Raw genomic sequence first — 21357 nt, 5'->3', positions numbered from 1 at the left:
CCGGACGGGGGCCGGACCGATCGGTTCGTCAGATGCCGCAGGTGGGAGCCGACCAGGCGTTGCTGGTGCGGATGTCGACGTGGGTGTGGTCGTTGTGGCCGGGGTAGCCGGGACCGAAGATGCCGCCGAAGCCGTGGTTGCGGGCCTGCTTCGCCAACGTGCACAGCGAAGGCGCGCCGACCAGGTCGGCCGACCGGCCGTACAGATGCTGGCTGTTGCTCGCGCCGCCGACCGAGTTGTTGCAGGGGATGCTGCGGAATCCGCTGGTGATGTTCAGCGGCTGGTCGCCGAGCGCGTGCCGCATCGCCTCGAGCTGCCACATGGTCTGCAGCGCGTTGGCCTTGGTCGCTGCCGCGGACAACGGCCCGCCGTCCCAGCCGCTACCGCCGCAGCCGTCGTCGAGTTCGGTGTAGGCGAAGTGGATGGGCGTGCAGTCGTCGTCCTGCAGGGAGTAGATCTTGCTGAAGGTCGCGGGTCCGGCGATGCCGTCCGCGCCCAGACCGTACGCCGACTGGAACCGCTGCACCGCGGCCTTGGTGGCCGGGCCGAAGGCACCGTCGGCGGCGATGTGCCCGCCGTACGCCGGGTAGCCGGCGACGCGGATCTGCAACTGGCGGACGTCCTCGCCACTGGCTCCCTGGCTGAGCGTGCGGCCCCAGGTGTAGCAGCCGTCGGCGTGTGCCTCGGTCGCGGTGACCACCGAGGTCACCACAGTGGCGCCGAGCATCGCCGCGAACAGCGACAGCACGGCCAGGATGCGGGGCAGGGGCTTACTGAAGAGGGACTTGAAGAGGGACATGGATCAACCTCCGGGACGCGATTGGGGCGAAACGCGGTCACCCGCAAGAATCGCGTCACTTTCTACCGCTTGACCAGACCTCAGCAGAAAATCTTCGACCGAGGTCAGGCAGTCGGGACCCAGCTGTGGAGTTTGGCGGCGTCGGTGGCCAGTTGGGCCACCGAGTCGTCGGCCACGAACTCGAGCAGCGCGTTGATCTCGCGAGGCTCCTTGGCGATGCGGTCTAGCACCGGACGCCACAGGGACTCACGGCCGGACAGCGGCAGCCTGGTGTTGGAGGGCCACCAGGAGAAGACGTGCACGGTGCTGAGCCACGGCATCAACGCCTCCAGCTGAGCCAGGCACTCGGCGTCGTCCAGATCCACCGGCGGTTGCCAGTACGTAGTGAGGTTGGGCGCGCCAACATCGAGCAGCAGGGTGATGGTGGAGTCCACCTCGTCGGTCAGCGTGCCCCGGTGGAACTCCATCGCGATCTCGATCCCGGAACCCGCCGCCACGTCCGCGAGCTCGGCCAGCCCGCGGGTCACCGCCATCCGGTCGCCGACTCCTGCCTCGGCGGTCCCGACGGTACCGGCCCAGACGCGGATCCGCGGTGCGCCGAGCTCGGCGGCGGTGTTGACCGCAGTACGGATCTCTTCGCGGTCGACGCTGCCGGCCCGCAGGTAGGAACCGTAGGCGGCGACGGCGAGGCCGTGGTCCTCGCAGAGCGCGCGGGCCTTGCGGGCGGCCGGCAGATCACCGAGCGGGACATGGATGTCCCCGCCCCACTCGATCGCGGCCAGGCCCGACTGCGCGGCCACCTCGACGACCTCTTCGACGGCCAGCTGACGAAACGTCACCGAGACCAGTCCGGTCCTCACGCCCACGTGCGCCTCCCAGAATCGCGTTGCACATCTCTATCCAACCTCATCGGAAAAGCGCATCTCACGTCATGAGCAAAGGACTTTGACGCAACTGACGTCAGGTCTAGACTCGCGAGCGTGCCAGAACAGCGGAGAGGGTTCATCTACGGCTTCTCGGCCTATCTGCTCTGGGGCCTCTTCCCGCTCTACTGGAAGCTCCTCGACTCCTCCGGCGCGGTCGAACTGCTCGCCCACCGGATCCACTGGTCACTGATCACGATCGTCGCGCTGGTGCTGGTACGGCGACGCTTCGGCCACGTGCGGGCCCTCCTCGCGGATCCCCGCCGGCGATGGCCACTGGTCGCCGCGGCGCTGCTGATCTCGGTGAACTGGGGCACCTACATCTGGGGCGTCAACCACGACCGGGTGGTCGAGACCTCGCTCGGGTACTTCATCACTCCGCTGTTCACCGTGCTGCTCGGCGTGATCGTGCTGAAGGAGCGGCTCCAGGTGGCGCAGTGGATCGCGCTGGCGATCGCGTTCGTCGCCGTGGTCGGCCTGACCGTGGAGAACGGCAGGCCGCCGTGGGTCGCGATCATCCTGACCTTCTCGTTCGGGTTCTACGGACTGGCGAAGAAGAAGGCCGGCGCCGGGGCGATCGAGGGAATGGCGGTCGAGTCGGCCACGGTGGCTCCGCTCGCGCTGATCGCGATCCTGGTGCTCGGCATCCAGGGCCAGTCCACCGTGACTCACGAGGGCCTCGGCTACCTCGTGCTCGTGCTGTTGACCGGACCGATCACCGCGGTACCGCTGCTGTTGTTCGGGGCCGCCGCGACCCGGATCTCGATGACCACGCTGGGACTGCTGAACTACATCGCGCCGATCATGCAGTTCGCCGTGGGCGTGCTGGTCTTCCACGAACTGATGTCGCCGATGCGCTGGGCCGGCTTCGGGCTGGTCTGGCTGGCCCTGGTGATCCTCACCTGGCACGGCGTGACCCGCCGCCGCCGCACCCTGGCAGCCCTAGAGGTCGCCGCCTCCGCAGCCTGACCGTACGACGGCCGCCCACGCGCCGGTCTGTACGACGTCGAGGTAAAACAGTGTTTCAGAGCCCAAAACACTGTCTCAGTTCTTCAAGGAGCCCGAACACGACCGGCCGACGAGCGCTTGACGGATTTCATTCTGGACATTTAGTATCTAGGTTATGAAGATGAACGAGGGCGTGGAGTGGGCGCTGCACAGTTGCGTGAACCTGTGCTTCATCCCGGGCGAGGCCGTCACCGCCAAGCGCCTCGCCGCGTTCTACAACCTGCCCACCGCGTACCTGAACAAACAACTCCAGGCGCTGACCAGAGCAGGCATCCTCACCTCGACCTCCGGACCCAAGGGAGGGTTCCAGCTGGCCCGCCGGCCGGACAAGATCAGCGTGCTCGACGTGGTGACCGCGATCGACGGACCCGAGGACGCCTTCCGCTGCACGCAGATCCTGAAGTCCGGACCCGGCGCCGACCCGAAGGCTGACTACCGCAAGATCTGCGTGATCTCCCAGTCGATGCGCAAGGCCGAGCTCACCTATCGCCGCGAACTGGCCGGCAAGACCATCGCCGACCTCGTCCGCCAGGTCGAGACCTCCTACCCCGCCACCGCCGACGACACCCGCAACTGGTTCGCCAACCTCAAGTCCTGAGCCGCACCGATCCACCCCCGGCTCCCTCCAGGCCTTGATTCTGGACATCAAACGTCCTCAACATTCAGACTAGCAACCCAGGAGAAACCACCATGAGCACCAACACGAACCCGGTTCTCGTCCGCTCTACCGAGGCCGAGGTCCTGGCCGCCAGCGGCGTCACTCTGCTCGCGGACACCCCGGCCACGAACGGGCACCTGACCAGCCACCGCTCGATCTTCAAGCCCGGCAAGGAAGGCGCTCCCCCGCACCTGCACCGGGACGCGTCCGAGCTGTTCTACATCCTCACCGGCAGCCTCCGCGTGCTCACCGGCGACGATCTCGTGATCCTCAACGAGGGCGACTTCCTGGTGGTCCCACCGAAGACCGCACACGCCTTCGAGGCGGCCGGCACCAGCGACGCCGAAGTACTGTTCGTGCTCACGCACGCCAAGCCGCGCTTCGACTACTACCGCCTGCTCGAGGGCGTGTACCGCGGCGAGACGGACCCGGCCGAGCTCGCCGCGACCAGTGACCTCTACGACAACCACTATGTCGAGAGCCCGGTCTGGATCGGGCGTTAGGCCTTTTCCAGCAGGTGTTTGAGGGTGTTGAGGTCGGCCTGTACGGCGTCGGCGTCGGCAGCGTAGTCGTCATCGGTCATTCCCGGACGGCGCCGGAGGGTGAAGACGACTTCACAGCCGGCGCCGTCGGGAATCACCCGCATCGGGTTGGCCGTCGCCTCGCCGGACGCCAGAATGACCGTGTGGTCCAGTACGCCGTACTCATTCTTGGGTGCGAAAGAGAGCTCGATCCGGCCCATCGGTGAGTCCGCGAACCACTGACCGTCGACCTGTTCCACCTTGCTGCTCAGCCCTGCGGCCCATGCCGGCAGGTTGGTCGGGTCGGAGGCGAAGTCGTAGACCTCCTGCGCGGACCGATCGACAAAGGTACTGAGGTGCCGGGTTTCTGTAGCCATGACGGCGACGCTATCCGGCCGCCGCTCCGGCCGTCTTGAACAGACCGGACATCCTCTGCGGACTCAGCGGATTCTCATCGACTTCTTAGCGTCCCTGGCGCCGATCGCGGAACACCGGTAGCCGCCTCTCCCGTTGTCGAGGGAAAGCCGATGGAGGTTCCTTTGACAGCTCTGCTCATCCCGCCGGATGCCCGCCAGGATCCGGGCATCACCGAGTTGCGGTACCCGGCGGACTCCGTCGTCGTGCTGGCCGGGATCCCGGGAGCCGGCAAGAGCACGTTGCTCCGCCGGTTGTTCCCCGAGTCCGCCGCCGTACGGGTCCTCGACTCCGAACGCATCAGGGACCGCTGGAAGCCGGTGCTCGGTCCCATCCCGTACTCCGTCTGGCGCCCGTTGATGCACCTCACGTACTACGCGCGCGTACTGCGGGCCATCCGCGGCGGCGGCCCGTTGGTGGTTCACGAGTGCGCGACGAGACCCTGGGCGAGGCAACTGATCGGGCGATGCGCCCGGCTCTCGGGACTGGCGGTCCACCTGATCATGCTCGACGTACCGGCTGACGTGGCGCGGCTCGGGCAGCAGTCGCGTGCGCGGGTGGTGCGACCGCGGAGCATGGCGGTCCACAGCCGTCGCTGGCCCGAGTTGCTCGACCTGGCAGCCGATGACCCTGGGCAGGTGGTCCCCGGCGCGGCCTCCGCGGTGATCCTGGACCGGGACCAGGCCGACCTGCTCCGCAAGATCACCTTCACCCCGCGACCCGACCACTAGCCCGCAGGAGCGGACGGGGATCAGACCGAGCGGGTGACCACCAGGTCGCACAGGGACTCGAGCGCGCTGCGGCCCGGGCCCTCCGGAAGGTCTTCGAGCAGCTTGCGGGCGTCGTCCGCGCGACGGCGTACGTCGTCCTCGGCCTGCTGCAGCGACGAGTGCGACCGCAGCAGCCCGAGGGTCTCGGCCAGCCGGGCATCGTCGCTCAGGTCGGAGTCGAGCAGGTCGAGCAGCCGGGCGTCCTCGGCCTTGGCCGGATCCGCCTGGGCCCGGAAGATCAGCACCGGCAGGGTAGGCACGCCTTCGCGCAGATCCGTCCCGGGCGTCTTCCCGGACTGACCGGACTCCGAGGTCACGTCGAGGATGTCGTCGGCCAGCTGGAAGGCCTGGCCGATCTCCTCGCCGAAGGCCCGCAGCGTCTCCTGGATCTCGGCGGAGGCACCGGCGAAGCGAGCGCCGAAGAGCGCGGACGTCGCGATCAGCGAGCCGGTCTTGTCCGCGACCACCGACAGGTAGTGCGCGAGCGGGTCCTGGCCCGGCGAGACACCGAGCGTCTCCCGGATCTGGCCCTCGACCAGCCGGCCGAAGGTGCGGGCCTGGATCTTGACCGCCTCGGGGCCGAGGTCGGAAACCAGGTCGGAGGCCCGGGCGAACAGCCAGTCGCCGGTCAGGATCGCCACCGAGTTGTCCCAGCGCGCGTTGGCGCTGTCGGCGCCGCGGCGCAGCGCCGCCTCGTCCATCACGTCGTCGTGGTACAGGGTCGCCAGGTGGGTCAGCTCGACCACCACGGCGGAGTCGACCACCCCGGTCGCGCCCGGCTCGGAACCGAGCTCAGCGGCGAGCAGCACCAGCAACGGCCGGAACCGCTTGCCACCGGCAACCATCACGTGCTGGGCGGCCTCGGTGACGAAAGGAGCTTCGGAACGGGCGGCGTCGCGGAGCGCCCGCTCGACCGCCTCCAGCCCAGTACGAACCCGGGACTCGAGCGCCGCGTCGGCGAACTCGAATCCCAGGCTCTCGGCCGGCAGCGGTGACTGGCTCAACGGATGAACTCACCCGCTCGGGCCGCCAGGTCGAGCACCGGTCCGGGAACCAGACCGAGCACCACCGTGGCGGCGAGACCCAGGGCGACAGCCGCGGTGGTCTGCCACCCGGGCAGGGCCACGTCCGGGCTGTCGGCCGGCAGGTCGGAGAAGAACATCAGCACGATCACGCGGACGTAGAAGAACGCGGCGACCAGGCTGCACAGTACGGCGACCACCACCAGCGGCCAGGCGCCACCGGACCACGCCGCGGTGAACACGGCCCACTTGCCGGTGAAGCCCGCGGTCAGCGGGATGCCGGCGAAGGAGAGCAGGAAGAAGGCGAAGATGCCGGCCAGCAGCGGCGACTTCTTGCCCAGCCCGGCCCATCGGGACAGGTGGGTCGCCTCGCCGCCCGCGTCCCGCACCAGCGTGACGACGGCGAAGGCGCCGATGGTCGGGAAACCGTAGGTGACCAGGTAGAACAGCACCGCCTGGGTCGAGGTGATCCCGTTGAGCACGCCGTTCCCGGCCTGCGCGAGCCCCACGAAAGCGGTCAGCAGGAATCCTGCGTGCGCGATCGACGAGTAGGCCAGCATCCGCTTGACGTCGGTCTGGGTGATCGCGACGACCGAGCCGACCACCATGGTCAGGATGGCGACCACCCACATCATCGGCGCCCAGTCCCAGCGGGTGCCGCCGAGCGCGACGTAGAAGACCCGCATCAGCCCGATGAACGCGGCGATCTTGGTGCAGGCCGCCATGAACCCGGTGATCGGCGTCGGCGCACCCTGGTAGACGTCCGGCGTCCACGAGTGGAACGGCACGGCGCCGACCTTGAACAGCAGGCCGACCCCGATCAGGCCGGTACCGGCCAGCAGGATCGCGTCGCCGCCGGTCTGGGTGGCCAGCGCGTCGGAGATGCCGCCGAGCGACATGGTGCCGGCGTAGCCGTAGAGCAGCGCGATGCCGTAGAGCAGGAACGCCGAGGCGAACGCGCCGAGCAGGAAGTACTTCATCGCCGCTTCCTGCGAGATCAGCCGGCGACGACGGGCCAGCCCGCAGAGCAGGTAGAGCGGCAGTGAGAAGACCTCGAGCGCGACGAACAGCGTCAGCAGGTCGTTCGCCGAGGCGAACAGCATCATGCCGCCGACCGCGAACATGGTCAGCGGGAAGACCTCGGTGTGCTCGACCTTGGCCGCGGTGGCCTCCCGCTCCGCCTCAGACCCCGGTACCGCGGCCGCCTGGCCCGCGAACGCGGACAGGCCACCGTCGACCGAGCGCTCGGCGAACAGCAACACGCTGATCAGGGTCAGCGCCAGCAGGAGGATCCAGGTGAACAGCGCCGGGCCGTCCACCGAGATCGCGCCCTGGGCCGCGATCAGGTCTTCGTTGTCGGCCATCAGGATCACCGCCAGCACGCCGGCGACGAGCAGGCCGAGGATGGAGATCGCCAGCTGCACGAGGTGCCGCCAGGACCGCGGCAGGAACGCCTCCGCGAGAACGCCGACACACGCCGCGCCGAAGACGACGAGCAGCGGAGCGAGCTCGTTGTACTCGATCTTCGGTGCCACGAAGTCCGCGAGCGGCCTGGAGATCTCCGCCGCCAGCGGCATCAGCACTGCACTCACTTCTGTCCCTCCGTCACGGGAACCTGCGGGGCCGGGTCGGTGACACCCACGCGCTGCATCGTCGACTCGACCGCCGGCTTGATGATGTCGACCACCGGCTTCGGGTAGATGCCGAAGCCGACGATCAGCAGCACCAGCGGTGCGATCGCGAACACCTCGCGGAAGTTCAGGTCCTTGATCTTGTCGATTCCGTCACGCACCGGCCCGGTCATCAGGCGTTGGTACATGATCAGGATGTAGAGCGCGGCCAGCACGATACCGAGCACGGCGATCACCGCGATCACCTTGTGCCTGCTGAAGGTCCCGGCGAGCACCATGAACTCGGAGATGAACGGCGACAACCCGGGCAGCGCGAGGCTGGACAGGCCGGCGAACAGGAAGGTGCCGGCCAGCACCGGAGCCACCTTCTCGACGCCGCCGTAGTCCGCGATCCGGGCCGACCCGCGCCGCGAGATCAGGTACCCGGCGATCAGGAACAGCGCCGCGGTGGAGAGACCGTGGTTGAACATGTACAGCGTCGAACCGGTCAGGCCCTGCGAGGTGAGCGCGAAGATGCCCATCACGATGAAGCCGAAGTGCGAGATCGAGGTGTACGCGATCAGCCGCTTGATGTCGGTCTGCCCGATCGCGACCAGCGCGCCGTACAGGACGCTGATCAGCGCGAGCACGAGCACCACCGGGGTGGCCCACTCGGACGCGTTCGGGAACAGGCCCAGGCAGAACCGGATCATCCCGAAGGTGCCGATCTTGTCCAGGATGCCGACCAGCAGCACCGACGTACCCGGCGTCGCCTCGGCGGCGGCGTCCGGCAGCCAGGTGTGGAACGGCACCATCGGCGCCTTCACCGCGAAGGCGAAGAAGAAGCCGAGGAACAGCCAGCGCTCGGTGTTCTGGCTCATGTCGAGCTTCATCATGTCGCTGAGCAGGTACGACGGGTCACCGGCCTTGGCGGACACGACGTACAGGCCGACCACCGACGCCAGCATCAGCAGACCGCCGAGCAGCGAGTAGAGCAGGAACTTCACCGCGGCGTACGAGCGCTGGGCGCCGCCGAAGCCACCGATCAGGAAATACATCGGGATCAGCGTGGCTTCGAAGAGCACGTAGAAGAGGAACACGTCGGTGGCGGCGAACACGCCGATCGACAGCGCCTCCAGGCCCAGGATCCAGGCGAAGAAGGACTTCTCGCTCCAGCGGCCGCTCTTGGCGTCGTTCCAGGAGGCGATCAGCACGACCGGGGTGAGCAACGCGGTGAGCACGATCAGCACGATGCCGACGCCGTCGAGCCCGACCGCGTAGTGCGCGCCGAAGGCCTCGATCCAGGTGTGCGTCTCTTCGTAGTCCGCCGGCCCGTTCTGCTGGTAGCCGACAGCGATCACGAGGGTCAGCACCAGCGTGAGCAGCGAGCAGCCCAGCGCGATCTGCTTGGACAGCAGCGCCTTGGCCTTCGGCACCACCATCGTCGCCAGGACACCCACCAGCGGCAGGAGCATTGTCAGGGTCAACCAACCGATGTTCACGACAACCTCACCGCGAGGAGGGCGACGACCACGAATGCGGCGCCGAAGACCATGCTGAGTGCGTACGAACGGACGAAGCCCGTCTGGAACCGGCGCATCCGGCCGGACAGCCCACCGAAGAGCGCGGCCAGCCCGTTGACCAGGCCGTCCACCCCGCGGTTGTCGAGCCAGACCAGCGTCCGGGTGAGGTACTGGCCCGGGCGCATCAGGACCGCCTCGTTCAGCGCGTCGCCGAACAGGTCACGGCGGGCGAAGGTGGTGACCGGCGAGACCTGGACCGGCGCCTCGCGCGGGATGTCGCGGCGGTACAGCACGACTCCGATGGCGGCGCCGAGGACGACCACCGCGAGGATGATCAGCGTCATCGCCAGCTCGCTGAGCGGCGGGTGTGCTTCCTCGAAACCGGTGACCGGCTCCAGCCAGTTGACGATCCAGTGGCCGACGAAGTAGAGCGCGCCGCCGACCAGCGAGAGGATCGCCAGGATGATCAGCGGACCGGTCATCACCTTCGGCGACTCGTGCGGGTGCACGTCCTCCTTCCAGCGCTTCTCACCGAAGAAGGTCATCATCATCAGCCGGGTCATGTAGAACGCGGTGATGCCGGCGCCGAGCAGCGCGCACAGGCCGACCACCGTGTTCTCCGCGAAGGCGACCTCGATGATCTTGTCCTTGCTGAAGAACCCGGAGAACGGCGGGATGCCGAGGATCGCCAGGTAGCCGAAGGCGAACGTCACGAACGTGATCCTCATGTACTTCGCCAGCCCGCCGTAGCGCCGCATGTCCACGTCGTCGTTCATGCCGTGCATCACCGAGCCGGCACCGAGGAACATGTTGGCCTTGAAGAAGCCGTGCATGAGCAGGTGGAAGATCGCGAAGACGTAACCCACCGGGCCGAGACCGGCGGCGAGCATCATGTAGCCGATCTGGCTCATCGTCGAACCGGCCAGCACCTTCTTGATGTCGTCCTTGGCACAACCGATGATCGCGCCGACCAGGACTGTCACCGTACCGACGATCACCACCGCGGTGGAGGCCGCGTCGGTCTGCTCGTAGATCGCGCTCGACCGCGTCACCAGGTAGACGCCCGCGGTGACCATGGTCGCCGCGTGGATCAGCGCCGACACCGGGGTCGGGCCTTCCATCGCGTCGAGCAGCCACGACTGCAGCGGCACCTGCGCGGACTTGCCGCAGGCCGCGAGCAGCAGCATCAGACCCAGCAGTGTCGCCCAGGTGGAGGACAGTTGCTCGGCGCCCGCGTTCACCGTGGTGAACGCGGAGGAGCCGAACAACGCCCACATGCTCATCACCGCGAGCGAGAGGCCCATGTCACCGACCCGGTTCACCACGAACGCCTTCTTCGCGGCGGTCGCGGCCGACGGCTTGGCCTGGTAGTAGCCGATCAGCAGGTACGACGCCAGACCGACGCCTTCCCAGCCGACGAAGACCACCAGGTAGTCCGCCGCCAGCACCAGCAGCAGCATGGAGGCGATGAACAGGTTCAGGTAGGCGAAGAAGCGGCGCCGGCGGGGGTCGCCGGCCATGTAGCCGATCGAGTAGATGTGGATCAGCGAACCCACACCGGTGATCAGCAGCACGAAGAGGATGGACAGCTGGTCGACCAGCAGCGTCACATCCACCTTGATGCCGCCGACCGAGAACCACTCGAACAGCTTGACCGTTTCGGACCGCTCCTCGCCGGGCTTGGCCTGCATCTGGAAGAACAGCAGGACTCCGCAGACGAACGAGGCCAGCGGCGCGGCGGTGCCCAGCAGGTGACCCCATGCGTCGGTGGCCTTGCCACCGAGCAACAGGATCGCCGCGGACACGGCCGGGATCGCGACCAGCAGCCACGTCAGCTCATGACTCATCGGTGATCGACCTCAGTACTTGAGCAGGTTGGCGTCGTCGACCGAGGCCGAGCGACGAGTGCGGAAGATGGCCATGATGATCGCCAGGCCGATCACAACCTCGGCCGCCGCCACCACCATCACGAAGAAGGCGGCGATCTGGCCGTCGAGGTTGCCGTGCTGGCGGGCGAAGCTGACGAACGCGAGGTTGGTCGCGTTCAGCATCAGCTCGACACACATGAAGACGACGATGGCGTTGCGACGCACCAGAACGCCCAGCGCGCCGATGCTGAACAACATCGCAGACAACACGATGTACGGCTCGGTGGTCATGCGCGCCCTCGCTTCGCTCCGGGCGCGCATGACGAAGGCGTGCTGGCCTTAATGGTTCGCTCGCTCCGCTCTCTCACGCCTTTTCTCCTTCACCGAATCCGGTCAGGTCCGTGCCGGTGTGCTCCGGCGGGACCACGTCGCCGGCGTCGCCGTCGGCGATCCGGCGGACGGTCTCGATCTCGTCGCGCTCCTCGGTCTCGGGGAACACCGTGCCACGTGCCTGCAGCACGCGCGAAACCGAGGTCGGTGCGATCGACCCGTCGGGCAGCAGCGCCGGCGTGTCGACGGCGTTGTGCCGGGCCAGTACGCCGGGGGTCGGCAGCGGGCCCGGGTGTACGCCGGTCTCGGCGTACTTGCGGATCCGCTCCTCGGCCAGGTCGCGCTGGGTCCGCTTCGGCTTGAGCCGCTCGCGGTGCGCCAGCATCATCGCGCCCAGCGCCGCGGTGATCAGCAGCGCCGAGGTCACCTCGAAGGCGAACACGTACTTGCCGAACAGCAGCTGGGCGATCCCCTTCGGGTTGCCGTCCGGCTGCGCCTGCGCGAGGCCCACCGGGTCGCCGTACACGGCGTTGCCGACCGCGGAGACCAGCAGGATGCCGAAGCCGAGGAAGGCGAGGCCGGCCAGCAGCCGCTGACCGCGGATCGTCTCGACCAGCGAGTCGGAGGCGTCGACGCCGACCAGCATCAGCACGAACAGGAAGAGCATCAGGATGGCGCCGGTGTAGACGATGATCTGCACCGCGAACAGGAACGGCGCGTCCTGGGCCGCGTACTGCACGGCCAGGCAGACCATCACCGTTGCCAGCAGCAACGCCGAGTGCACCGCCTTGCGGACCAGGATCATCGCGATCGCGGCCAGCACCATGATCGGCGCCAGCATCCAGAAGGCGAACTGGCCGCCGGTGACGAGACCGATCACTGCTCGGCACCTCCCTCGGCGGGCACGGCCGCGCCGGTCAGGCCGCGGTAGTAGTCCTTGTCGGTGGTGCCGAGCAGCATCTCGTGCGGCGGCTCCTGCATGCCGGGAAGCAGCGGGGCGAGCAGGTCCTTCTTCTCGTAGATGAGGGACTCGCGGCTGCGGTCGGCCAGCTCGTACTCGTTGGTCATCGTGAGCGCCCGGGTCGGGCACGCCTCGATGCAGAGTCCGCAGAGGATGCAGCGCAGGTAGTTGATCTGGTAGACGCGGCCGTAGCGCTCACCCGGCGAATATCTAGCAGAGCCGCCGGCTGAATCTACAGTGTTGTCGGCGCCCTCGACGTAGATCGCGTCCGCCGGGCAGGCCCAGGCGCACAGCTCGCAGCCGATGCACTTCTCCAGGCCGTCGGGCCAGCGGTTCAGCTGGTGCCTGCCGTGGAACCGCGGCGCGGTCGGCTTCTTGTCGAACGGGTACTGCTCGGTGAACACCTTCCGGAACATCGTCCGGAAGGTGACCCCGAACCCGGCTACCGGATCCCAGAGGGATTCTTTGACACTAGCCACGGTCGGCTTCCTCGCTTCGGCTCGGAGTCTTGACGAGCGGTGGTGGAACCGGGAACCCGCCGGCGAAGGCGTCGAAGTCGGCGTCCTCCTCAGGCAGTCCGGACTTGTCCTCGGTCTTCTTCTGCGGCAGGAACATCGTGATCACCGCGATCAGCGCGACGATGCCCGCGGCCACCAGCAGCCAGTTGCGCTGGAAGTCGACCTCGCGGCCGACGGCGCGCACGGTGGCGACCAGCACGATCCAGCCCAGCGAGACCGGGATCAGGATCTTCCAGCCCAGCTTCATGAACTGGTCGTAGCGCAGTCGCGGCAGCGTCCCGCGCAGCCAGATGTAGAAGAAGATGAAGCACATCATCTTGCCGACGAACCACAGCACCGGCCAGAAGCCCGAGTTCGCGCCGTCCCAGATCGAGATCGGCCAGGGCGCCCGGTAGCCGCCCAGGAACAGGGTGGTCGCCAGCGCCGACACCGTCGCCATGTTGATGTACTCGGCCAGGAAGAACATCGCGTACTTCATCGACGAGTACTCGGTCAGGAAGCCGGCCACCAGCTCGCCCTCGGCCTCCGGCAGGTCGAACGGCGCCCGGTTCGTCTCGCCGATCATCGAGACCACGTAGATCACGAAGGACGGGAAGAGCAGGAACGCGTACCAGCCGGGGATCGGGATGTCCGCGCCGAACAGGTTGATCGACTGGTGCGAGCCCTGCGCCTGGACGATGTCCCAGGTGGACATCGAGCCGGCGAACAGGAAGACCGTCACCAGCGCCAGGCCCATGCCGACCTCGTAGGAGATCATCTGGGCGCTCGAGCGCAGACCACCGAGCAGCGAGTAGGTCGAGTTCGACGACCAGCCGCCCAGCACGATGCCGTAGATGCCGATCGAGGCGATCGCCATCACGTACAGCACCGAGACCGGCAGGTCGGTGAGCTGCAGCCGGGTGTAGGTGTCGGTGAAGGGGATCTTCACCGTCGGCCCGAACGGGATCACCGCGAAGGTCAGGAAGGCCGGGATCGACACGATCACCGGCGCCGCGACGTAGAGGAACCGGTCCACGCCCTTCGGCATCAGGTCTTCCTTGAACATCAGCTTCATACCGTCGGCGAGCGACTGGAGCAGACCGAACGGGCCGTGCACGTTCGGTCCGATCCGGTGCTGCATCCGGGCCACGACCCGGCGCTCCCACCAGATGTTGAACAGCGTCAGCACGATCAGGAAGACGAAGATGATCAGGACCTTGAGGACAACGACCCACCAGGGATCGTTGCCGACTCCGGCGTCCGGCACGGCGAGCGGCCGTGCCACCAGGGAGATGGGGCTCATGCGTTCCCTCCGGCGATCGTCACGATCGAGCCATGGTCGGCGTGCAGCGACCTTCTGACGTGCGAGTCGGCCGAGTTGGTCGGCAGCCAGACCACGTTGTCGGTCATCTGCGTGATCAGCACCGGCAGCCGGATCGAGCCGGCGTCCGTGCTCACCACGAGCTCGTCACCGTCGTGCACACCGATCCGGTGCGCCGTGGTCCGCGAGATCCGCGCCACCGGGCGGCGGGCGGTCGCGACCAGGTGCGGCTCACCATCGTTGCCGCGGCTGTCGTCGATCAGCATCCGCCAGGTCGCCAGCCGGGTCGAGTCGAAGGCGCCCAGCGCCGGACCGGCCTGGTACGTCGGCTCGCTGGCCCGGTCGCCGTCCCAGCGGCCGAGCTCGTCGAACTCCTTCTTCGCACCGGCCGGGGTGCCGAACCCCAGCGGGGTGTCCATCTCCTGCGCCAGCGCGGCGAGGGCCCGGACATCCGGCATCGCGGCGGGCACCTGGAGCACCACCGGGAACGGCCGCTCGCGACCCTCCCAGTTCACGAAGGTGCCGTCCTTCTCCGCCGGCGGAACCACCGGGAAGACGACGTCGGCGTGCTCGGTCACCTGCGAGCTGCGCACCTCGAAGCTGACCACGAACGGCGCGGCCTCCAGCGCGGCCAGGGCGGCCTCCGGGTCCGGCAGGTCGTCGATCTCGACCCCGGCGACGACCAGCGCCTGCAGCGATCCGGCCGCCTCGATGATCTCGCCGGTGTCCCGGCCGATGGTGCCCGGCAGGTGCTCGACGCCCCACGCCGCCTGCAGGTCGACCCGCGCGGCAGCGTCCGTCACCAGGCGGCCGCCCGGCAAAAGGGCCGGCAGGCAGCCGGCCTCGAGCGCGCCACGGTCGCCCGCACGGCGCGGGATCCAGGCCAGTTGCGCGCCCGTGTCCAGCGCCAGCCGCAGCGCCGCGGACAGTGCGCCCGGCACGGCCGCGAGCCGCTCGCCCACGATGATGATCGCGTCGGCGCCGAGCGCGTCCTGCGCCGCGGCTCCGGCCTCGCCCATGCTCCGGAGATCACCCAGTACCGCGGCCTCCGTGCCCGGCGAGGTCTGGACGACGACACCGGAGAGCTTCTGTACTCCGCGCGAGGCGAACGGCGCCACGGTGAAGACCTTGGTGCCGATCTTGCGAACACCCTTGCGGAGCCGCAGGAAGACCGTCGGCGACTCCTCCTCGGGCTCGAACCCGACCAGCAGCACGGATCCCGCGCGCTCGAGGTCCCCGAACGTCGTACCGATCCCGGTGCCGGCGACCGCGGCGGCGAGGAAGTCGGCTTCCTCCACCGAGTGCGGCCGGGACCGGAAGTCGATGTCGTTGGTGCCGAGGGCGACCCGGGCGAACTTCGAGTACGCGTAGGCGTCCTCGAGGGTCAGCCGGCCACCGGTCAGGACGGCGGCGTTGCCCCGGGCTGCGGTGAGCTTCTTCGCCGCGAAGTCCAGCGCCTCCGGCCAGGAGGCGGGCCGCAGCTCGCCGTCCTCGCGGATCAGCGGGTGGGTCAGCCGGTCACCGGTGGTCGCGTAGTTGAAGGCGAACCGATCGCGGTCGGAGATCCACTCCTCGTTGACCTCTGGGTCGTCGCCGGCCAGCCGGCGCATCACCTTGCCGCGGCGGAAGTCGACCCGGATCGCCGAGCCGGACGCGTCGTGCTCGGCCACCGACGGCACCGAGACGAGGTCGAACGGCCGGGACCGGAACCGGTACGCCGCGCTGGTGAGCGCGCCGACCGGGCAGATCTGGATCGTGTTGCCGGAGAAGTAGCTCTCGAACGGCTCCTTCTCGTAGATGCCGACCTGCTGCAGGGCGCCCCGCTCGAGCAGCTCGATGAACGGGTCACCGGCGATCTGCTGGGAGAACCGGGTGCAGCGGGCGCAGAGCACGCAGCGCTCGCGGTCCAGCAGCACCTGCGCGGAGATGTTGATCGGCTTGGGGTAGGTCCGCTTCACCCCGTGGAAGCGGCTCTCGCCCCGGCCGTTCGTCATCGCCTGGTTCTGCAGCGGGCACTCGCCACCCTTGTCGCAGACCGGGCAGTCCAGCGGGTGGTTGATCAGCAGGAACTCCATCTGGCCCTGCTGCGCCTTGTCGGCCACCGGCGAGCTGAGCTGGGTCCGCAGCACCATGCCGTCGGCAACGGTCAGCGAGCAGGAGGTCTGCGGCTTGGGCATCCCCCGGCCGTTGCCGGCGTCGACCACCTCGACCAGGCACTGCCGGCAGGCGGCGACCGGGTCGAGCAGCGGGTGGTCGCAGAACCGCGGGATCTGTACGCCGATCTGCTCGGCGGCGCGGATCGCCAGCGTGTTCTTCGGAACCTTCACCTCGATGTCGTCGATCGTGACGGTCACCAGGTCGGTGCGCTCCACCTCGGACCCGGCCGGGGGATTCGCTTGGATCGTCATGCGCTTGCTCCAGCGGTCGCGAAGACGGTGGACGCCATCGGGTCGAACGGGCAACCGCCGTTCGTGAAGTGGGCGATGTAGTCGTCCTTGAAGTGCTGGATCGAGCTGGTGATCGGCGCGGTGGCACCGTCGGCCAGCGCGCAGAACGACCGGCCGGTGATGTTGTCGCTCAGGTCCAGCAGGGTCTCGAGGTCCTCCTCGCCACCCTGACCGGCCTCCAGCCGCTCCAGGATCTGCACCAGCCACCAGGTGCCCTCTCGGCACGGGGTGCACTTGCCACAGGACTCGTGCTTGTAGAACTCGGTCCAGCGCAGAGTCGCGCGGACCGGGCAGACGGTCTCGTCGAAGATCTGCAGCGCCTTGGTGCCGAGCAGCGAACCGGCCCCGGACACACCCTCGTAGTCCAGCGGCACGTCGAGGTGGTCGGCGGTCAGCAGCGGCGTCGAGGACCCGCCCGGGGTCCAGAACTTCAGCGTGTGGCCCTCGCGGACCCCACCGGCCAGGTCGAGCAGCTCCCGCAGGGTGATCCCCATCGGCGCCTCGTACTGGCCCGGCCGGGTGACGTGCCCGGACAGCGAGTAGATCGTCGGGCCCTTGGACTTCTCGGTGCCCATCGAGGCGAACCAGTCCGGGCCGTTGGCGATGATCGAGGGAACTGACGCGATCGACTCGACGTTGTTGATGACAGTGGGGCAGCCGTACAGGCCGGCCACCGCGGGGAACGGAGGACGCAGCCGGGGTTGACCACGACGACCTTCCAGCGAGTCGAGCAGCGCCGTCTCCTCGCCGCAGATGTAGGCGCCGGCGCCGGCGTGCACGATCACGTCGAGGTCGTAGCCGCTGCCGAGGATGTCGACGCCGATGAAGCCGGCCGCCCTGGCCTCGGCGACCGCCTGCTGCAGCCGGCGGACCACGTGCAGCACCTCACCGCGGACGTAGATGAACGCCGTGTTCGCGCGGATCGCGTACGCCGAGATGATCACGCCCTCGACCAGGGTGTGCGGCGAGGCGAGCATCAGCGGGATGTCCTTGCAGGTGCCCGGCTCGGACTCGTCCGCGTTCACCACCAGGTACTTCGGCTTGGGGTTGTCCTGCGGGATGAAGGACCACTTCATGCCGGTCGGGAAGCCCGCACCGCCACGGCCGCGCAGGCCCGAGTCCTTCACCGCGGTGACTACGTCGGCCGGCTGCATCCGCAGCGCGGTCTTCAGCGCCTCGTAGCCGCCGGAGCGCTGGTAGCTCGCCAGCTGCCAGGAACGGATCTGGTCCCAGTTGTCGGACAGCACCGGAGTCAGCACGGCGATCAGTCCTCCTTCCGCGCGTCGTCGGTGTGGACCGTCTGGGATTCCTTGCCGGGCTGGTCCTCAGGGCGCGGACCGGAGGCCGCGTCCGGGGAGACCGTCTGCTCCGGCTCCGGCGCACGGCCGGAGTGGTTGCCCTGCGGCGCCTTCCAGTTGCGCTCGCGGGCCAGCCGCAGGCCGGCCAGGGTGGCCTTGCCACCGGTCGGGCCCTCGTCGGCACGACCGTCGGGGAACCCGGCGAGCACCCGCTCGGCCTCGCGCCAGGTGCAGATCGTCGCACCGCGCGGCGACTTCACCTCGGTGCCCTCGCGCAGGTCGTCCACCAGCTGGGTGGCCGACTCCGGGGTCATGTCGTCGAAGAACTCCCAGTTCACCATCATCACCGGCGCGTAGTCGCAGGCGGCGTTGCACTCGAGGTGCTCGAGGGTGATCTTGCCGTCCTCGGTGGTCTCGTCGTTGCCGACGTCGAGGTGCTGCTTGAGCCGCTCGAAGATCAGGTCGCCGCCCATCACCGCGCAGAGCGTGTTGGTGCACACCCCGACGTGGTAGTCGCCGACCGGACGGCGCTTGTACATCGTGTAGAAGGTCGCGACCGCCGACACCTCGGCGCCGGTCAGGCCGAGCACGTCGGCACAGGCCTCGATGCCCTCGGGGGTGATCCGGCCCTCGACCGACTGCACCAGGTGCAGCATCGGCAGCAGGGCGGACCGGCCGACCGGGTACCGCGCGGCCAGCTCGCGCATCTCGGCGAGCGTGGTGTCGCCGAGCTTCGTCTCGCCTGTGCTGTAGGGAACGGTTGTGTCAGACATCTATCGGTCCACTCCACCCATCACCGGGTCAAGGCTGGCGACGGCGACGATCACGTCGGCGACCTGTGCGCCCTCGCACAGGATCGGCATCGCCTGCAGGTTTGCGAACGACGGGTCGCGGAAGTGCGCCCGGTACGGCTTGGTGCCGCCGTCGGAGACCAGGTGGCAGCCCAGCTCGCCGCGCGGCGACTCGACCGCCACGTAGGCCTGCCCGGCCGGCACCCGGAAGCCCTCGGTGACCAGCTTGAAGTGATGGATCAGCGCTTCCATCGACTCGCCCATGATGTGCTTGATGTGGTCGAGGGAGTTGCCCATCCCGTCGTTGCCGACGGCAAGCTGGGCCGGCCAGCCGATCTTCTTGTCCGCCACCATCACCGGCTCGCCCTCCATCTTCGCGAGGCGGTCGGCGCACTGCTCGACGATCTTCAGCGATTCCCACATCTCCTGCAGGCGGACCCGGAAGCGGCCGTACGAGTCGGCCGTGTCCCAGGTCGGTACGTCGAAGTCGTACGTCTCGTACCCGCAGTACGGCTGGGTCTTGCGCAGGTCGAGGCCGTAGCCGGTGGCGCGCAGCGGCGGCCCGGAGATGCCGAGCGCCATGCACCCGGCCAGGTCCAGGTAGCCCACGTTCTGCAGCCGGCCCTTGAAGATCGGGTTCGCGTTGCACAGCTCGGCGTACTCGGGCAGGTGCTTGTTCATCCAGGTGATGTAGTCCCGGATCTTGTCCAGCGCCCCCGGCGGCAGGTCCTGGGCGACACCGCCCGGCCGGATGAACGCGTGGTTCATCCGCAGTCCGGTGATCAGCTCGAACAGGTCGAGCGTCATCTCCCGCTCACGGAAGCCGATCGTCATCACGGTCAGCGCACCGATCTCCATCCCACCGGTGGCGATCGCGACCAGGTGGCTGGAGATCCGGTTCAGCTCCATCAGGAGCACCCGCATCACGTTGGCCTTCTCCGGGATCTGGTCCTCGATGCCGAGCAGCCGCTCGACCGCGAGGCAGTACGCGGTCTCGTTGTAGAACGGCGAAAGGTAGTCCATCCGGGTGCAGAACGTGACGCCCTGCGTCCAGTTGCGGAACTCCATGTTCTTCTCGATACCGGTGTGCAGGTAGCCGATGCCGCAGCGGGCCTCGGTCACCGTCTCGCCCTCGATCTCGAGGATCAGCCGGAGCACGCCGTGGGTGGACGGGTGCTGCGGGCCCATGTTGACGACGATGCGCTCTTCGGGTTCGTCGCCCAGGCCGGACACGACCGAGTCCCAGTCCTGACCGGTGACGGTGAAGACCTTGCCCTCGGTGGTGTCGCGGCCCTGTGCGTAGGGATCCGCAGTGGCGTAGGGATCTGTAGTGGTCATCAGTTGTACGACCTCCGCGTGTCGGGCGGCGGGATGACGGCGCCCTTGTACTCGACGTCGATGCCGCCGAGCGGGTAGTCCTTGCGTTGCGGGTGACCCGGCCAGTCGTCGGGCATCTGGATCCGGGTCAGCGCCGGGTGTCCGTCGAAGATGATGCCGAAGAAGTCCCAGGTCTCGCGCTCGTGCCAGTCGTTGGCCGGGTAGACCGAGACGATGGACGGGATGTGCGGATCGGAGTCCGGGCAGGACACCTCGACCCGGATCCGCCGGTTGTGGGTGATCGAGAGCAGGTGGTAGACCGCGTGCAGTTCGCGGTCGGTCTCGTTCGGGTAGTGCACGCCGCTGACACCGGAGCAGAACTCGAACCGCAGTGCCTCGTCGTCGCGCAGGTGCTGGGCGACCTCGACCAGCCGGTCGCGCTGGACGTGCAGGGTCAGCTCGCCGTACGCGACCACGACCTTCTCGATCGCGCCGTCGCCGACCAGGCTCTCCAGCTTCTCGGTGGCGGCGTCGTACCAGGAGCCGTACGGCTTGGCCGATCCGCCGGGCAGCGCGACCTGGCGGCGCAGGCCGCCGAAGCCGGACGTGTCACCTGTACCGCGGACGCCGAACATGCCCTCGCGCTGGTCGACGACCTCGGCCGCCGGCGTCTGAGCGTCGCCACCGGGCGTCGTCGCCGGCAAGTTCTCCGGTTGGATATCGCTCACCGAAGCAGCCCCTTCATCTCGAGCGTCGGGGACGCGGTGAGGGCCGCGGCCTCTTCCTCGGCCTGCAGTGCCTTCTTGTTCGCGCCGAGCTTGCCGTTCTGGATGTCGGCGTGCAGCTTGAGGAACGCGTCCAGCAGCATCTCCGGCCGCGGCGGGCAGCCGGGCAGGTACATGTCGACCGGTACGACGTGGTCCACGCCCTGCACGATCGCGTAGTTGTTGAACATGCCGCCGGACGACGCGCAGACACCCATCGCCAGCACCCACTTCGGGTTCGGCATCTGGTCGTAGATCTGGCGCAGCACCGGGGCCATCTTCTGGCTCACCCGGCCGGCCACGATCATCAGGTCGGCCTGCCGCGGCGACGCCCGGAAGACCTCCATGCCGAACCGCGCCGCGTCGTACCGGGGCGCGCCGGTGGTCATCATCTCGATGGCGCAGCAGGCCAGGCCGAAGGTTGCCGGCCACAACGACGCCTTGCGCATGTAGCCCGACAGGCCCTCGACGGTGGTCAGCAGGACGCCGGCCGGAAGCTGTTCCTCAACACCCAT

The 21357-nt window shown here is 68.3% G+C and carries 21 protein-coding genes; 4 read left to right on the top strand and 17 right to left on the bottom strand.

Translation table 11 applies throughout. The features are described 5' to 3' along the window. Positions 1-28: 28 nt before the first annotated feature. Positions 29-799, bottom strand: coding sequence for a M15 family metallopeptidase (locus tag EV648_RS02875; protein WP_241994833.1), 771 nt, complete (start codon positions 797-799; stop codon positions 29-31). 104 nt (positions 800-903) lie between these two features. Continuing rightward, a complete protein-coding gene (locus EV648_RS02870; protein WP_241994832.1) occupies positions 904-1638 on the bottom strand; it encodes a sugar phosphate isomerase/epimerase in 735 nt (244 codons plus the stop codon). A 141-nt stretch (positions 1639-1779) separates the two neighbouring features. Between EV648_RS02870 and rarD the strand changes: the two genes are divergently transcribed. The 3 genes from rarD (at position 1780) to EV648_RS02855 (ending at position 3891) form a co-directional block, all read left to right on the top strand. Beyond that, positions 1780-2691, top strand: a complete 912-nt coding sequence (rarD, locus tag EV648_RS02865; RefSeq protein WP_132284680.1) for an EamA family transporter RarD — start codon at positions 1780-1782, stop codon at positions 2689-2691. A 154-nt stretch (positions 2692-2845) separates the two neighbouring features. Continuing rightward, positions 2846-3328, top strand: coding sequence for an Rrf2 family transcriptional regulator (locus tag EV648_RS02860; RefSeq protein ID WP_132189747.1), 483 nt, complete (start codon positions 2846-2848; stop codon positions 3326-3328). Between the two features lie 92 nt (positions 3329-3420). Next, complete coding sequence (locus EV648_RS02855; protein ID WP_132284678.1) at positions 3421-3891, top strand: cupin domain-containing protein; 471 nt, start codon at positions 3421-3423, stop codon at positions 3889-3891. On the opposite strand, the gene EV648_RS02850 is transcribed toward EV648_RS02855, so the two are convergent. Continuing rightward, on the bottom strand, positions 3888-4286 hold the full coding sequence (locus EV648_RS02850) for an SRPBCC family protein (RefSeq protein ID WP_132284676.1): 399 nt from the start codon (positions 4284-4286) through the stop codon (positions 3888-3890). The genes EV648_RS02855 and EV648_RS02850 overlap by 4 nt on opposite strands. Positions 4287-4436: 150 nt before the next feature. On the opposite strand from EV648_RS02850, the gene EV648_RS02845 reads away from it, so the two are divergent. Further along, a complete protein-coding gene (locus EV648_RS02845) occupies positions 4437-5054 on the top strand; it encodes an AAA family ATPase (protein ID WP_241994831.1) in 618 nt (205 codons plus the stop codon). 20 nt (positions 5055-5074) lie between these two features. On the opposite strand, the gene EV648_RS02840 is transcribed toward EV648_RS02845, so the two are convergent. The 14 genes from EV648_RS02840 to EV648_RS02775 all read right to left on the bottom strand — a co-directional run bounded on the left by EV648_RS02840 (position 5075) and on the right by EV648_RS02775 (position 21357). After that, entirely contained in the window at positions 5075-6097 is a 1023-nt protein-coding gene (locus EV648_RS02840; protein WP_132284672.1) for a polyprenyl synthetase family protein, read from the bottom strand. Beyond that, positions 6094-7692, bottom strand: coding sequence for an NADH-quinone oxidoreductase subunit NuoN (gene nuoN, locus EV648_RS02835; protein WP_132285082.1), 1599 nt, complete (start codon positions 7690-7692; stop codon positions 6094-6096). Before nuoN ends, EV648_RS02840 begins: the two co-directional genes overlap by 4 nt. Positions 7693-7703: 11 nt before the next feature. Further along, on the bottom strand, positions 7704-9227 hold the full coding sequence (locus EV648_RS02830) for an NADH-quinone oxidoreductase subunit M (protein ID WP_132284670.1): 1524 nt from the start codon (positions 9225-9227) through the stop codon (positions 7704-7706). Beyond that, positions 9224-11095, bottom strand: a complete 1872-nt coding sequence (gene nuoL / locus EV648_RS02825) for an NADH-quinone oxidoreductase subunit L (RefSeq protein WP_132284668.1) — start codon at positions 11093-11095, stop codon at positions 9224-9226. Before nuoL ends, EV648_RS02830 begins: the two co-directional genes overlap by 4 nt. 12 nt (positions 11096-11107) lie before the next feature. Further along, positions 11108-11407 (bottom strand): NADH-quinone oxidoreductase subunit NuoK, encoded by a 300-nt coding sequence (nuoK, locus tag EV648_RS02820; protein ID WP_020391937.1) that lies wholly within the window; start codon positions 11405-11407, stop codon positions 11108-11110. A 73-nt stretch (positions 11408-11480) separates the two neighbouring features. After that, a complete protein-coding gene (locus EV648_RS02815) occupies positions 11481-12326 on the bottom strand; it encodes an NADH-quinone oxidoreductase subunit J (protein WP_132284666.1) in 846 nt (281 codons plus the stop codon). Continuing rightward, positions 12323-12886 (bottom strand): NADH-quinone oxidoreductase subunit NuoI, encoded by a 564-nt coding sequence (gene nuoI / locus EV648_RS02810; protein ID WP_132284664.1) that lies wholly within the window; start codon positions 12884-12886, stop codon positions 12323-12325. Before nuoI ends, EV648_RS02815 begins: the two co-directional genes overlap by 4 nt. Continuing rightward, positions 12879-14207 carry an NADH-quinone oxidoreductase subunit NuoH gene (gene nuoH, locus EV648_RS02805; RefSeq protein WP_132284662.1) on the bottom strand — a complete coding sequence of 443 codons (1329 nt, stop codon included), beginning with the start codon at positions 14205-14207 and terminating at the stop codon, positions 12879-12881. Before nuoH ends, nuoI begins: the two co-directional genes overlap by 8 nt. Then, positions 14204-16633 carry an NADH-quinone oxidoreductase subunit G gene (locus EV648_RS02800; RefSeq protein WP_132284660.1) on the bottom strand — a complete coding sequence of 810 codons (2430 nt, stop codon included), beginning with the start codon at positions 16631-16633 and terminating at the stop codon, positions 14204-14206. The genes nuoH and EV648_RS02800 overlap by 4 nt, the downstream gene beginning before the upstream one ends. Further along, entirely contained in the window at positions 16630-17940 is a 1311-nt protein-coding gene (gene nuoF / locus EV648_RS02795; protein ID WP_199234420.1) for an NADH-quinone oxidoreductase subunit NuoF, read from the bottom strand. Before nuoF ends, EV648_RS02800 begins: the two co-directional genes overlap by 4 nt. Then, positions 17937-18743 (bottom strand): NADH-quinone oxidoreductase subunit NuoE, encoded by an 807-nt coding sequence (gene nuoE, locus EV648_RS02790; protein ID WP_132284656.1) that lies wholly within the window; start codon positions 18741-18743, stop codon positions 17937-17939. The genes nuoF and nuoE overlap by 4 nt, the downstream gene beginning before the upstream one ends. Continuing rightward, positions 18744-20099 (bottom strand): NADH-quinone oxidoreductase subunit D, encoded by a 1356-nt coding sequence (locus EV648_RS02785; protein ID WP_132284654.1) that lies wholly within the window; start codon positions 20097-20099, stop codon positions 18744-18746. Next, a complete protein-coding gene (locus tag EV648_RS02780; RefSeq protein ID WP_132284652.1) occupies positions 20099-20806 on the bottom strand; it encodes an NADH-quinone oxidoreductase subunit C in 708 nt (235 codons plus the stop codon). Before EV648_RS02780 ends, EV648_RS02785 begins: the two co-directional genes overlap by 1 nt. Further along, entirely contained in the window at positions 20803-21357 is a 555-nt protein-coding gene (locus EV648_RS02775; protein ID WP_132189734.1) for an NADH-quinone oxidoreductase subunit B family protein, read from the bottom strand. Before EV648_RS02775 ends, EV648_RS02780 begins: the two co-directional genes overlap by 4 nt.

Source organism: Kribbella sp. VKM Ac-2568, from assembly GCF_004345365.1.
Taxonomy (GTDB): Bacteria; Actinomycetota; Actinomycetes; order Propionibacteriales; family Kribbellaceae; genus Kribbella; species Kribbella orskensis.
The sequence above is the reverse complement of the archived record's forward strand: the minus strand, read 5'-3'. Positions and strand labels throughout refer to the sequence as shown.